Origin of the sequence: Chryseobacterium phosphatilyticum (assembly GCF_002899825.2) — a bacterium.
GTDB classification, from domain to species: Bacteria; Bacteroidota; Bacteroidia; order Flavobacteriales; family Weeksellaceae; genus Chryseobacterium; species Chryseobacterium phosphatilyticum.
On the sequence record NZ_PPED02000004.1, the window covers coordinates 417,668 to 431,382 of the forward strand.

Here is a 13,715-nt window from a genome sequence, read left to right on the forward strand (position 1 = left end):
AATAGGTAAAAAATGTCAGGACATTACGAAGCTCCGATAAGGGAACCTCTAATTATTGGTCACAAAACTTATCACGATATCACAGAAGATATTGCACGACCTATCGAAGAAAGAGCAGGTAAATTATGGTGGATCTCATTATATGCTGCACTAGTTCTATTCCTCTATGGATTCGGCTGTATCGCTTACACTATCGGGACAGGTATTGGAGCATGGGGGCTTAACAGAACTATTAACTGGGGTTGGGATATTACCAACTTCGTATGGTGGGTAGGTATCGGTCACGCCGGGACCCTAATCTCAGCAGTATTATTATTATTTAGACAGAGATGGAGAATGTCTGTAAACAGATCAGCAGAGGCGATGACGATCTTTGCGGTTGTACAGGCGGCAATCTTCCCTGTAATTCACATGGGTAGAGTTTGGGTTGGATACTGGGTATTCCCTTTACCAAACCAATTCGGTTCTCTTTGGGGGAACTTCAACTCTCCTCTACTTTGGGACGTATTTGCAATCTCTACGTATTTCTCAGTATCAACTGTATTCTGGTTTATGGGACTAATCCCTGACTTTGCAATGATCAGAGATAGAGCTAAAACTCCTTGGACGAAGAAAATTTATACATTCTTAGCATTCGGTTGGGGTGGTAAAGCAAAACACTGGCAAAGATTCGAAGAACTTTCTTTGGTTCTTGCAGGTTTAGCAACTCCGCTTGTATTCTCAGTACACACTACCGTATCTTTTGACTTCGCAACTTCAGTAATTAAAGGATGGCACTCTACGATCTATCCTCCTTACTTCGTTGCAGGAGCAATCTTCTCAGGATTTGCAATGGTACAAACACTATTGTTAATCGCTAGAAAAGTATGTCACTTAGAAGAATACATCACAATGTATCATATCGAAATTATGAACATCGTAATCGTTCTTACAGGTGGTATGGTAACTGTAGCTTATGCAACTGAATATTTCATCGGATGGTACTCAGGATCCAGATTTGAAGATTTCACATATCTTTCTCCGGGTGCTGCTGTAGGACCTTACTGGTGGGCATTCTGGTCATTGATCATCTGTAACCTTGTGGTTCCTGCTTCATTCTGGTTCAAAAGAGCAAGAACGAACATTATCTGGACATTTATTGTTGCATTGATTATCAACATCGGTATGTGGTTTGAGCGTTTTGATATCATCGTTATCAACCTTTCAAGAGACTACTTACCAGGATCATGGACCATGTTTAAGCCAACGATCATTGATGTGGGTGTATACTTAGGAACTATCGGATTCTTCTCTGTATTATTCTTATTATATGCAAGAACATTCCCTGTAATTGCACAGGCTGAATTAAAATCGATTTTGAAAATCTCAGGTGAAACTTATAAAGCAAAAGAAGGAGATGAGCACCACTAAAATTGTATACGGACTTTATGCTGACGACGACGATTTAATGAACGGCGTTAAAGCATTCAACGATAAAGGAATCGCAATAAACGAGGTTTATACTCCGTTTCCGGTTCACGGACTAGACAAAGCTTTAGGGTTAAAGAAAACAAGAATTTCTGATGCCGCATTCTTATATGCTCTTTATGGTGTTACTATTGGTGCTACGGTTACCTGGTATGTAATGAACCATGACTGGCCACAGAATATTGGTGGTAAACCAGCTTTTGACTGGGCACACAATATGCCGGCATTCGTAGTTCCAATGTTCGAATTAATGGTATTCTGTGCAGCTCACATGATGTCTTTAACTTTCTTGGTTAGAAACAAAATGTATCCAGGAGCTCCAGCTCAGAACCCGGATCCGAGAACTACTGATGATAAATTCATGATGGAATTTGTAACTGAAGATGTAGAATCTGTAAAACAGTTGCTTATTGAAACTGGAGTTGAAGAAATAACTGTTAAAGATGCTTAAAATGAAAAAGAATGTATTAAAAATTACAGCAGTTTTAGGTTTAACAACAGTTTTACTTAACTCTTGCGGACCAAAGGAGAATACTCCGTTGGTATATTTCCCGGATATGTATTTTCCGGTAGCTTATGATCCATTGATGAAAGCTCAGGACGCTTATTCAGATCATGAAAATGAAATTCCTGCTTTTGTTAAAAATAATGGTGCAACAGGTCTTTCTCCAGTAGAAGGATCGGTTCCTCAGAATAAAGACGGTGTTTTTGAAGAAAGTTTATTACCTAAGAATGTTGACGAGTACAACGCTGGGTATGATGCTTCTAAAAAACTTACAGTATCTCCTCTAAACCCAGCTAATGCAGCTAAGGATCTTGAAAGAGGTAAAGTATTGTTTGATCACACTTGTGCTGCATGTCACGGAACAGGAGGTGATGGACAGGGACCTATCGTACAAAGTGGAGCATTCTCCGGAGTGCCAAACTATGCTGATAGAGAAATTACTGTAGGATCTGTTCATTATGTATTAACAAACGGTAGAAATGCGATGGGATCTTATGCAGGGCAACTAAACGCTGGAGACAGATGGAGAGTTGCAATGTATGTAATGAGTGCTTTCAAAAAAGGAGCAGCAGCACCAGCGGCGGCGGCTACAACTGAAGCAAAACCTGAAACTACTACTGAAACTAAAAAATAAGAAAAGAAATGTATAGTTTTTCACCAAAATTAAAATCAACTTCTTTAATACTTCTTGTTGCAGGTTTAGTGCTATTTGGTATTGGTTTCTTTATGAACAAAGGAATTTCTACTGAGAAGATTGAACAAATGATGGAAGCTGTTCATGCTTCCGGTCATAATGCACCTACGCACTCAAGTGAAATGATAGGACCTCAAGATCATGCTGCTCACCTTGAGCACGCTACTCTGCAGATCCACAATCAGCCTTTAGCGGCAATACATTTTGTAGCTGTATTTTTCTTCGGAGTAAGTTGCGCTGTTTTATTCTTCTATTGTATTCAACACGCTGCACATGCAGGTTGGCCAATTATTATTACAAGAGTAATGGAAGCTATTGCTTCTTATATTCCATACGGAGGAGCTATTTTGATCATCTTAATGCTTTTAAATATCTTCCACCAAGGACACCTTTTCCACTGGATGGATCCGGATTTGACAGATCCTAACTCTGCTCATTTTGACGTGATCTTATTCGAAAAGAAAAGATTCCTGAATATTCCTTTCTATGCAATCAGAACGTTCATCTATGTATTGGGTGCTTCTTTCTTCGCTTGGAAACTGAAAGCTCAGTCTAAAAAAGTAGACGAGACAAAATCAAAAGTAGAATATCAATTCCTTTACAGATGGGCAGTAGGATATATCGCATTCTTCGGATTTGCTTCTGCAGCTTGGGCTTGGGATTGGTTGATGTCTATTGACCCTCACTGGTACTCTACAATGTATATCTGGTATTCAATGGTTAGCTGCCTTTCAAGTGGTATTGCTGTCATCATTTTACTAAGTGTATATCTTAAGAAAAACGGATTCCTTCCTCAGTTCAATGATAATCACTTACACGATTTAGGAGTTTTCCTTTTCGCTACAAGTATGCTTTGGACATATACATGGTTCGCTCAGTTCATGCTTTATTGGTATGCAAACGTTCCGGAAGAGGTTAACTACTTCTTTGGAAGATTCCAACACTATGGGACTACATTCTTACCAATGTTGATCGTCAACTTCTTATTACCTTTATTGGTATTAGTAAGTAGCAGCATCAAGAGAAACTACAAAGTTGTTACAACAATGGCAGTAGTGGTTATCTTAGGACACATTTTGGATTATTTCAATATGGTAATGCCGGGAACGGTAGGACCTTACTGGAACACTCCGGAAGTATTCATCCTGATCTTGGGAGCTTTATTATTCGTAATCGGATTATTTATGTTTACTGTACTTTCCGCTTTATCTAAACTGAAGTTGATTCCTACAGGAAACCCATTCTTACACGAATCTGAAATTTATGAGTATCCTTTCTAAGGACTTGTAACAAAATAAAATGATAAAAGACTGATTGTTAAAACGATCAGTCTTTTTTTATGCGTATCAGTCAGTCAGCAGGCAACTATTCTGTGTTTTATGCGGCTCTATAATGAGGGCACTCACAAAAACAAATTCTAATTATGAAAACAAAATTTGTCCTTTACTCATTATTTATATTTTTATTCAGCTGTATTCAGGCTCAAACCATCACGTTTGTTTCCGAAAAAACCAATCAGCCTCTTCCAAGAGTTTCAGTATTTGGAAAAGATGGTAATATACTGGCCTATTCTGATATTGATGGAAAGATTGACAAACAGGCAATATCTCCGGTACAGGAAAATTTCCAGCTGGTGTATAATAATTTTCCGGTTGCCACATTATCATATTCCGACTTTGATCAACCAGTCATTAAGCTCAATGATCAAGTGAAGGAAATTGAAACCATAATCATCAAAAATAGCAAACCCGCGAAGTATATTTTTATTAAAGGAAATTTCAATGCTTACGTCACCGTAAACAATAAAGTGAATAGTTACGCTGACGGAATTGTCACCTATATTTTTGATAATAAAACCAAAAGACTGAAAAGCACCAATGTCGAACAATACAGAGTTTTTAGAATTGCAGAACCTAAAAATGAGAAAAAAGAGACTTCATCTTGGGATTATGGCAACTCCCTCCAAATACCAAAGCTTAAAAATGTGGGAAATCCGGAAGAATATAAAACGAAAAGAAATCTTATTAAAGAATTAAAAGGAGACCGAAAAGATCAGATCGAAGTCACGGACGGTATCCTTAAGGAAAAAGAATTTTCATTCTTTGGATATCGATTTTATGATATAAAAAACATACTAAACATGTCCTTTGAAAAAGGATCAGAAAAAACATTGAAGGATTTTCTGGAATATAATGAGCTTATTTTTGTAAAACTTAAGCATAAAAGCGAATCCAATTATAATCAGATAACGGTGTATACTAATTTTTACCCTACAGAATTTAGTTTCAATAATGACAATGATACTGAAAAGGTAAAGTTTGATAAAGATACTAGTAACTACAAAACACCTTATTGGAAAGAACCTTCATTCCCTAATATGCAGACCATCTTTAGCAGTTTCTTCAAGGGCAATTTGCAGGAAAAACAAAACAAAAAATAAAAATCTACTATTAATAAAGGTTTTAGTAAATTTGCAACAAACCAAATAAAAATGAAAAAGTTTTCTTTTCTACTTGTTTTCACTCTTCTGCTTTTCACAGCATGTAAGAAGGATCATGTAGATGCTACGAATACTAAAACGCTGCAGTCAAGTATCAACGATATGACTTCCAGCCTGTCAACCATTAAGCAGATTAAGTTTAATGAGGCTCTTTACATCCTTAAAACATTTGGCGTAGAAGCTGATGGTGATATAAACGAGCTAAAAGCCCTTGGAAAGCTGATCAATGGGAAAAAAGTTCCTGAGATCCTTAGCCTGGCTGACGAAGTTGCTCAGAAAAATGGAATTGAATGGGCCAGTACCGCTCCCCCATCACTTGGAGAAATGAATATCTTCGGGGATGATAAAGCTAAAGAAAGTGATCCTAATGATGTAAAAGCGGGATCAATAAGCATTATTACACAACCTACGGGAGATGATGGAAGTGGTGCACCGACGGCCATTCAGATTATTCCAAGACTTGTAGATGCCGCAGGAAATCCGGTATCATTTACAGGAGCAGGCCTTGAAGCGACCTTAGAAGTTTTCAGCAATGGCGTAAGACTTTCTACGGCTAAAAACCTGATGCAAGACAACAACTTCAAAGGATTCAACCTGAAATTTTCGTCAATTCCTGCTTCAAAAGTGGTCGATAATAAAATTGACATTACAGTTTCTGTAAAGACAACAGCTAAAACTTTCAAAATGTCAAAAATCGGTCTTGATGTAAATGCTGCAGCTCTTAAAGTTCCTGTAATTCCAAAAACGGATAGTACAGCTGTATCACAACAGCCAAGTGCAGTGGTAGATCCAAACAATCCATCTGTTACAACACCTGCCACCACTACAGAGCCGGGAGCAACGACAACACCTTCAACACCTGCTGCACCAAAACAGCCGGCTACTGACCCAAAAAATACAGTAAGTAAGTTTTTGAATAGCGTAAGCTCTCAAAATCTAAAGGCGGCTTATGAAACATCCAACAATCCTAACTGGGGAAGCTATGAGTCTTTCTCGAACCCTAACTCTGGTTTTGGAGCTGTAAAAAATGTAAGTGTAAAGAACATTACAACAAGCGCCAGCAATGCAAATGGAGCCAGCGTAAATGCAACCTATGATGTGACAGACAAGACAGGAAAGACAACTTCTTTGAAAGTGACTTTTGGACTTAAAAATGTAAACGGAGACTGGAAAATTTCCAGCTATAAAATAAACCCATAAATGGCTTCAGCAGAACTGATCAAAAAACTGGAAGAAACAATTGAGAACATCCCTGATTTTCCGATTCCCGGAATACAATTTAAGGATATTTCACCTATTTTTTTAGACCCTAAGCTTTACGAAGACGTAATAGCAGACCTTGCTGCCAACAGCAAAGGTAAAGTAGATGCAGTCTGTGGAATAGAAAGCCGTGGATATCTTTTTGGAATTGCTATTGCAGTTGCTTTAGAAGTTCCTTTCATCCTGATCAGAAAAGCAGGAAAGCTTCCTCCTCCTATCATTTCGGAAAGCTATGATCTGGAATATGGAAGCGCTATCATTGAGACCCGTGAAGGGCAGATTAAAAAAGGACAAAGAATTTTGATTCATGATGATCTTCTGGCAACCGGAGGAACTACGGAAGCAGCAGCCAAACTTGTAGAAAAACAAGGTGCTGTCGTTTCTCAATTTAGTTTCTTAATTGGCCTGAAAGGATTGCATGGAGAGGAAAGACTGAAAAAATTCGGTGCGGAAGTTTACCATATCTTAGAATATTAGTCTGTACAAATAAAAAATAATGCCTCGGGAACTGTGTTTTCGAGGCATTTTTCATATTTATATTTAATAAATCATAAGATTTACAGAACAATGCTCTAAAAGTATTTTGTAAATCATTCAGAAACAATTAAATTTGCAATTCAATTTTTAAAAACTTATGGCAAAATTGGGAAAGAACGCTCAAAACGAGCAAGAAGGTAAAGAAACGGTTGAGTTTTTTAAAGACCTTGACAGAGAGGCTTTAAATACTGAAAGATTTCTTGAAAAATATTCAAAGCCTTTAGGTATTGCATTTGGAGTTTTAGTGTTAGGAGTTTTAGGATTCTTCGGATATAAGCAATTTGTAGTTGCTCCTAAAAATGCCGAAGCTGTAAAAAGTTTCCTTGCTGCTCAGAAAAACCTTGGACAAGGAAAAGATAAAGAAGCTTTAGGAGGTAAATCTGCTGCAAACCCTGGTTTTGTTGGTACATATAACGATTATTCAGCAACAAGTGTTGGTCAGCTTTCAGCTTATAACGCTGGTTTATTGAAGTTTAAAGAAGGAAAATTCCAGGAAGCTTATGACCTTTTAGATAAGTTTTCTTCTGATAACAAAACGTTGGTAGCGATGAAATACGGAGCTATGGCAGATGCTAAATCAGGACTTAATAAAAATGATGAGGCTTTGACTTTACTGGATAAAGCTACAAATGCTTCTGATGACCCTTATACTAAATACTTTTTCACAAGAAAAGCAGGTATTGTAGCATTAGGATTAAAGAAGAATGCAGAGGCTAAAAAATACTTTGCAACAATTGACGAGAAATATCAGGACTACGACAACGGAATGTCTGACTCTTATATTGAAATGACTAAATATTATTAAAAAATGGCAACAGTTAATCTTTCCGATTACAAGCCACTTCATATAACCAATGCCGAAGATTTTTCTATCGGCATTGTTTTTTCTGAGTGGAATGATTTTGTAACATACAATCTTCGTGATGCAGCTCTGGAAATTCTTGAAAAAGAAGGAGTAAAATCTGAAAATATTAAACTTTTTCCGGTTCCGGGAGCTTTTGAATTAAGCTATGCAAGTATGCAGCTTTGCAAAGAAAGAAAATTTGATGCGGTAATTTCTATCGGGTGTGTCATCCGTGGGGAAACACCTCATTTTGACTATGTATGCTCAGCAGTAGCACAAGGAATCAAAGATTGTAATATCATGACCGATACCCCTACGATCTTCTGCGTATTGACGGATGACACTAAAGAACAATCTATTGCAAGAAGCGGCGGAGATCTTGGAAACAAAGGTGTAGAAGCGGCTGTAACAGCTTTAAGAATGATTGATTTTAAAAAAAAATTATCTGACAAAAAAGGGAACATCGGTTTCGGCCATTCTTAATTTTTGATCAGATTTTAACAATACACCGGGGCTGTCTCTACGATGAGGCAGTCTTTTATTTTTTTATAGCCATTCAAAATCACAATATCAAAACGAACTGCTCAACTTTTACAATCCAAAAATTTATAATTTCTTACTAATAAACAGGATGTTTTGCTTTTTATATGTTAAAATTTGTACACAAAAACTATCTTTGTGTAAACTAATATAGACAGTTCATACATGTTTCTAAAAAAAATAAAACCTTTCCTGTATCTGGGAATCTTTTATCTTCTTATTTCATTGATAATAAGAACAGTATTCTTTTTTCACCCCATTACCACCGCTAGCTTCGAATTTTTCGAAGTCATAAAAGTATTACTGGTAGGCCTTGTTAATGACATTTTCGTTTTTGTACTGGCCAGTACCATCCTTGCCCTTTATTTTTTGTTTCTTTCCAATTCGAAATATAAAAAACCTTATGGTTATATTATATTCGGGGCTTTGGTGTTATTCTTCCTGTATATATGGCTGATTCCTAATAATATCTTCAAACAATACGGAGGTTCAGTTACAGAAATAGCGCTTGCATTTGTAGGAATTAAAACTTTTTTCTTTGGATTAATGCTCTTTTTACCTACGCAAAGAATAAAAATCCGTAATGTTTTATATTTTATCACACTACTCTTATATGTTCTTGTCATCATCTTTAATGGAGTCAGCGAATATTTTTTCTACAATGAATTTGGAGTACGTTATAACTTTATTGCCGTAGATTATCTGATCTACACCAACGAGGTCATAGGAAATATAATGGAAAGCTATCCTGTTGTTCCTCTATTCTCAGGAATAATGATTGTTACCCTGGCCATCACGTGGTTTATCTATAAAAAGACAAAAGATGAGCTACTGGAGTTACCTGATTTTAAGCAAAAGATGGTTTTACTAGGTACCTTTATAGTTCTTTGCGCTTTAAGCTCACTAGCCATCCCGTCGCTAATGCAGCTTAAATCCGACAATGTTTTTGCCGACGAAATTGAAGCCAACGGACTTCCTAAGTTCTACTGGGCTTTCACTCATAATGAACTTGATTATTTCCAGTTTTACTCACAGATCAATCAACAGCAGGCTGAAAAGAATTTCCTGAGCCAATACCCACAACAGACATTGTCCAGAAATATTGTGGCCGAACAACCTGAAGTAAAGAAAAACGTTGTTTTAATTTCTATTGAAAGTCTTTCGGCTGATTTTATGGAACATTATGGAAATACTCAAAAAATCACTCCGTTCCTGGATAGTCTGGCTAATAAATCTTTGATGCTCACTAACCTGTATGCTACAGGAAACAGAACGGTACGCGGTTTAGAAGCTTTAACCCTTTGTATCCCTCCTACTGCCGGAGAAAGTATTATAAAAAGAAACGACAACAAAAATAAATTCACCACGGGAAGTGTTTTTAAATCTAAAGGCTACGATGTTAAATTTCTATATGGTGGATACAGCTATTTTGACAATATGCAGGACTTCTTTGGAGGAAATGGCTATGGAATTGTTGACAGAAATAACTTTAAGCCTGAAGAAATTACTTTTGCCAATGTTTGGGGAGTTGCTGACGAAGATATGGCCAGAAAAGCAATTCAGGTAATGAATGCGGAAGCAAAATCAGGAAAGCCATTCTTTAATCACTGGATGACCGTTTCTAACCATAGACCATTTACTTATCCTGATGGAAGAATTGATATCCCCGGAACATCAAAATCCCGTGAAGGAGGGGTAAAGTATACAGACTATTCCCTGAAGCTCTTCTTTGATATGGCTAAAAAGCAGGAGTGGTATAAAAATACCGTTTTTGTTATTATTGCAGACCATTGTGCCTCCAGTGCAGGAAAAACAGAGCTTCCTATGGATAAATACAGAATTCCTGCGATGATTTTTTCTGAAGGATTTATTCAGCCTCAAAAGTTTGATAAACTGATGTCTCAGATTGATGTCATGCCAACCCTTTTCGGATTGCTTAATTTCAGTTATCAGTCAAAATTCTTAGGGCAGGACGTCTTTACAAAAGAATTTCAGCCCAAAGCTTATATCGCTACTTATCAGGATCTTGGATTTGTAAAAGACGATCGTTTAACCATTATTTCCCCTGTAAAGAAGGCAAAACAATATTCTTTAGAACTTGAGAAAAGTGATTTAGCACCTGAATTTAAATTATATTACAACGAAAAGTTATTAAAAAGTACAGATCAAAAGCTGGTAGATGATGCCATTTCAGCGTATCAGTCAACCTCATACTGGCTGAAAACAAAACAACTGAACAGGTAGTTCAAAATGTATAAATTTAAATAAGAGGATTCCAATATCCTCTTATTTTTTTACCCGTGGTCACTCAAAACTTATCAGAGTTGATAAAAATTATAATTGAAAAGTTGAATAACCGATCAACAGAAATTCAGAAATTTAATCAATTGTTATACACTTTAATTTTATAAATTTACGTCACAAAAAAACATTGATATGAGATGGACAGACGACAGAGGCGGAAACGTTGACGACCGCCGTGGTTCCGGAGGAGGAGGTGGTATGATTGTAGGAGGAGGACTTGGAACTTTAATTATAGCTGCAATTGTATTCTTTCTGGGAGGTGACCCTTCCGGCATTCTGAATTCCGGTAGTATGCAATCCACTGTAGATACAGGAGAAAGAAGAGAACTCTCTGTACAGGACAAGAAGATTGGTGAAATGGTGAAAATGATGGCTGCCTGGAATACTCAAACATGGAGTCAGATCTTTAAGGAAAACGGGATGAATTACTCAGACCCCGAGATTGTCCTTTTTGAAAGCACTACAAATTCAGGATGTGGTACTGCTCAGGCTGCTATGGGACCATTCTACTGCCCTGCTGATCAAAAGATCTATATGGATATGAGCTTCTTTAATGAACTTCAGCAAAGATTCGGTGCACAGGTAACAGAATTTACTGTTGCTTATGTTCTTGCTCATGAGATGGGGCATCACATACAAACCCTTCTAGGCACCACTCAAAAAGTAGATGCCTTAAGAAGAAGTGGAAGATATTCTGAAGCTGAAATGAACCGGGTATCTGTTGCAACAGAGCTTCAGGCTGATTTTTATGCCGGAGTTTGGGCTAAAAGAACAGATGATTCTAAGAAAATTATTGAACCGGGAGACATTCAATCGGCTATAGATGCAGCACAGGCGGTGGGAGATGATAATATTCAGAAGAGATCTCAGGGATATGTCAATCAGGAAAGCTTTACGCATGGATCATCTGCACAGCGTAAAGAGTGGTTTATGAAGGGATATAATACCGGAGATATCAGACAAGGTGATACTTTCAACCAACTCTTGAAATAATCTCTGACATATTTTTAAAACATTCACTAAAAGCCTAACAGGTTTAGATAGTCAACCTTATATAAAATGCGACCTCGTTTTGAGGTCGCATTTTTTGTTTATTGCAATTCGATTGGGTTAGAATTTTTCTTAGCTTCTTCCTTTACTCTTTCTTCCATTCTTTTTTTCATATCGGCCGGATTTTGATTTCCACCACCGGGGCCTCTTCCACCACCCATTATTCTGGTTGTAGAAAATCCTCCTTGTCCGCCACCTTGATTCATAAATGACATAGGATCAGTCTTAAACTTTTGTTGTTGTTTCATAAAATCTGCTCTTTTTACTTTCAAAGTATTTCCAAACTGGTTTAATACAGGGAGTTCAGCAATTTTATAGTTTTTCATCAAATCAAAAGAATAATCTCCTTTATCATCTTCTACTTTTACAATCAAACCCGGAAGTCCCCCAAATTTATAAGGTCCGTCCTGATACGGAAGGTCTGTCGTAAACCAGGCCGTCCATTTTCTGCCTCCAAAATCTGTTTCTGCCTTCTGTACCTTATACTCTCCTATCTTTCTTGTTTCGGAAGAAATTTTCCAGTTCAAAGGTCTGTCTTCTTCATAAGAATAGATATCACGTCCGATTCTGTCTTTAAAATATGTTTTCTGGTTGGTCTTATCTTTTTCTACAGAATAATTGATATTGGATCTTAATCCTTCCATCTGGTCTCTGTTGATACTTGCTCTTCCTCCACCTCCCTGAAAAGCTTTCTGCATAATAGAATCTCTTTTGATTCTGTTTTCAGAGTAAAAAACAGACTTTTCCGAAGAAATATCCAGATATGCATTTTCTGTTTTTACATCCCCTTTATTTTCGGCATCCGGCTTCATCGTCACCTGATACACAAACCGGTTAGCTTGTGCATAGAAGGCCTGTATGAAAAGCGTCAGAGCTATAATTCCTAATTTTTTCATTTATTTTTTTCTTTTATTTTAATTCGATTGGGTTTTCATTTGTTGTAGACCACAGTAAAAAACTTCCTGCAGAGTTATTCGGAGAAGAAAATCCCTTTCTTTCCATTCCATGATGCATGACATTCCCTGAATGACCATCTCCTCTCATTCCTCCTCCATGTCTTCCACCTCTTTCAAAATTCATATTTTCAACTTCCCCACTTTCTGCCATTGTTTTTCTTCTCTTATTAAACTCCAGGTCAAGAGCTGCTTTGTCCCCATGGAAATTAATTCTTGTACTTTGCTTCGCATCAGTACTTATAGGCTCTTCAAACGCATTATAGAGAACCATTTTTGTAACAAGATCAAACTTATAGTCTCCTTTATCATCTTCCAGTTTCACAATTAAACCCGGTAATCCTGAAAATTTATACGGCCCATCATTGACTGGAATATCCTTTGTAAACCAGGCTGTCCAAGTCCTTCCCCCAAAATAAACAACCGCTTTCTGGGTAGAATATCCGTTCTGCTTTTCATACGTATTACTAATTTCCCATTTTAAAGGTCTGTCTTCCAGATAATAAATTTGTTTACCGGCAATACGTTCATAATAATACATTTTCTTTTCAGAAATATTTTTTGTGATAAAATAGTTAAAAAAAGTAGGCTCTACATTCTTCTTTGCTGTCAGCCCGGCCAAATCTTTTTCTTCTTTCCTATGAGTGACTTTAAATTCCGGCTTAGCGGAAGCAAAAAGAGAGTCCTTTATCAATTGATGTTCACTGATAAACAGTGATCTGTCTCCTTTAATATCAAGGAAAGTTCTTTCTGTTTTCATCCCTACTAGGCTAACAGAATCCGGATTTACGGAAGTTTCATAAATATATCTGTTGGTTTGCCCATGGTAAAAGGTTACAAAAAGCAACACAAAAAAGCTGAGTAGGTTTTGACTCATTGCTAATTTTCTTTATAGATCAAAAAGCCGTTTCAAGGTTAAATCAAAAACACTTCCACCCCATGAATGAAGGAAAAAATTATATAAACATTAACATTTGTATGTTAAAAAAATAGTCTATTAAGATCAGAATCATTAAAATAGATATCTTCGATTTGAGATTGCGGAAATTAGTTCGTATTTT

13 protein-coding genes are annotated in these 13,715 nt (G+C 36.9%); 11 read left to right on the forward strand and 2 right to left on the reverse strand.

Annotated elements, in window-relative coordinates:
- Positions 1-12: 12 nt before the first annotated feature.
- From nrfD to ypfJ, 11 genes are all read left to right on the forward strand, one after another.
- Entirely contained in the window at positions 13-1,410 is a 1,398-nt protein-coding gene (gene nrfD / locus C1631_RS17565; protein ID WP_062651516.1) for an NrfD/PsrC family molybdoenzyme membrane anchor subunit, read from the forward strand.
- Positions 1,397-1,918, forward strand: a complete 522-nt coding sequence (locus C1631_RS17570; protein ID WP_047376185.1) for a DUF3341 domain-containing protein — start codon at positions 1,397-1,399, stop codon at positions 1,916-1,918. The genes nrfD and C1631_RS17570 overlap by 14 nt, the downstream gene beginning before the upstream one ends.
- Positions 1,911-2,606, forward strand: coding sequence for a c-type cytochrome (locus C1631_RS17575; RefSeq protein ID WP_103247874.1), 696 nt, complete (start codon positions 1,911-1,913; stop codon positions 2,604-2,606). The genes C1631_RS17570 and C1631_RS17575 overlap by 8 nt, the downstream gene beginning before the upstream one ends.
- 8 nt (positions 2,607-2,614) lie before the next feature.
- Entirely contained in the window at positions 2,615-3,946 is a 1,332-nt protein-coding gene (locus tag C1631_RS17580) for a quinol:cytochrome C oxidoreductase (RefSeq protein ID WP_103247875.1), read from the forward strand.
- Between the two features lie 143 nt (positions 3,947-4,089).
- Positions 4,090-5,106, forward strand: a complete 1,017-nt coding sequence (locus C1631_RS17585) for a hypothetical protein (RefSeq protein ID WP_109713572.1) — start codon at positions 4,090-4,092, stop codon at positions 5,104-5,106.
- A gap of 51 nt (positions 5,107-5,157) precedes the next feature.
- Positions 5,158-6,366 carry a hypothetical protein gene (locus C1631_RS17590; RefSeq protein WP_103247521.1) on the forward strand — a complete coding sequence of 403 codons (1,209 nt, stop codon included), beginning with the start codon at positions 5,158-5,160 and terminating at the stop codon, positions 6,364-6,366.
- Positions 6,367-6,903, forward strand: a complete 537-nt coding sequence (locus C1631_RS17595; protein WP_103247522.1) for an adenine phosphoribosyltransferase — start codon at positions 6,367-6,369, stop codon at positions 6,901-6,903.
- A gap of 157 nt (positions 6,904-7,060) precedes the next feature.
- On the forward strand, positions 7,061-7,768 hold the full coding sequence (locus C1631_RS17600; RefSeq protein WP_103247523.1) for a YfgM family protein: 708 nt from the start codon (positions 7,061-7,063) through the stop codon (positions 7,766-7,768).
- 3 nt (positions 7,769-7,771) lie between these two features.
- Entirely contained in the window at positions 7,772-8,290 is a 519-nt protein-coding gene (ribH, locus tag C1631_RS17605) for a 6,7-dimethyl-8-ribityllumazine synthase (RefSeq protein WP_103247524.1), read from the forward strand.
- 222 nt (positions 8,291-8,512) lie between these two features.
- Positions 8,513-10,591 (forward strand): LTA synthase family protein, encoded by a 2,079-nt coding sequence (locus tag C1631_RS17610; protein WP_109713574.1) that lies wholly within the window; start codon positions 8,513-8,515, stop codon positions 10,589-10,591.
- A 192-nt stretch (positions 10,592-10,783) separates the two neighbouring features.
- Positions 10,784-11,644 carry a KPN_02809 family neutral zinc metallopeptidase gene (gene ypfJ, locus C1631_RS17615; RefSeq protein ID WP_109713576.1) on the forward strand — a complete coding sequence of 287 codons (861 nt, stop codon included), beginning with the start codon at positions 10,784-10,786 and terminating at the stop codon, positions 11,642-11,644.
- A gap of 98 nt (positions 11,645-11,742) precedes the next feature.
- On the opposite strand, the gene C1631_RS17620 is transcribed toward ypfJ, so the two are convergent.
- Both C1631_RS17620 and C1631_RS17625 read right to left on the reverse strand, forming a co-directional pair.
- Entirely contained in the window at positions 11,743-12,597 is an 855-nt protein-coding gene (locus tag C1631_RS17620; RefSeq protein WP_109713578.1) for a GLPGLI family protein, read from the reverse strand.
- Between the two features lie 13 nt (positions 12,598-12,610).
- Positions 12,611-13,531: a GLPGLI family protein gene (locus C1631_RS17625; RefSeq protein ID WP_109713580.1), complete on the reverse strand. Its 921-nt coding sequence runs from the start codon at positions 13,529-13,531 to the stop codon at positions 12,611-12,613.
- Positions 13,532-13,715: the final 184 nt, after the last annotated feature.

Bases quoted from the DNA above. Each gene is read 5' to 3' on its own strand.
- nrfD (WP_062651516.1), top strand. From the start codon at position 13: ATGTCAGGACATTACGAAGCTCCGATAAGGGAACCTCTAATTATTGGT.
- C1631_RS17570 (WP_047376185.1), top strand. From the start codon at position 1,397: ATGAGCACCACTAAAATTGTATACGGACTTTATGCTGACGACGACGAT.
- C1631_RS17575 (WP_103247874.1), top strand. From the start codon at position 1,911: ATGCTTAAAATGAAAAAGAATGTATTAAAAATTACAGCAGTTTTAGGT.
- C1631_RS17580 (WP_103247875.1), top strand. From the start codon at position 2,615: ATGTATAGTTTTTCACCAAAATTAAAATCAACTTCTTTAATACTTCTT.
- C1631_RS17585 (WP_109713572.1), top strand. From the start codon at position 4,090: ATGAAAACAAAATTTGTCCTTTACTCATTATTTATATTTTTATTCAGC.
- C1631_RS17590 (WP_103247521.1), top strand. From the start codon at position 5,158: ATGAAAAAGTTTTCTTTTCTACTTGTTTTCACTCTTCTGCTTTTCACA.
- C1631_RS17595 (WP_103247522.1), top strand. From the start codon at position 6,367: ATGGCTTCAGCAGAACTGATCAAAAAACTGGAAGAAACAATTGAGAAC.
- C1631_RS17600 (WP_103247523.1), top strand. From the start codon at position 7,061: ATGGCAAAATTGGGAAAGAACGCTCAAAACGAGCAAGAAGGTAAAGAA.
- ribH (WP_103247524.1), top strand. From the start codon at position 7,772: ATGGCAACAGTTAATCTTTCCGATTACAAGCCACTTCATATAACCAAT.
- C1631_RS17610 (WP_109713574.1), top strand. From the start codon at position 8,513: ATGTTTCTAAAAAAAATAAAACCTTTCCTGTATCTGGGAATCTTTTAT.
- ypfJ (WP_109713576.1), top strand. From the start codon at position 10,784: ATGAGATGGACAGACGACAGAGGCGGAAACGTTGACGACCGCCGTGGT.
- C1631_RS17620 (WP_109713578.1), bottom strand. From the start codon at position 12,597: ATGAAAAAATTAGGAATTATAGCTCTGACGCTTTTCATACAGGCCTTC.
- C1631_RS17625 (WP_109713580.1), bottom strand. From the start codon at position 13,531: ATGAGTCAAAACCTACTCAGCTTTTTTGTGTTGCTTTTTGTAACCTTT.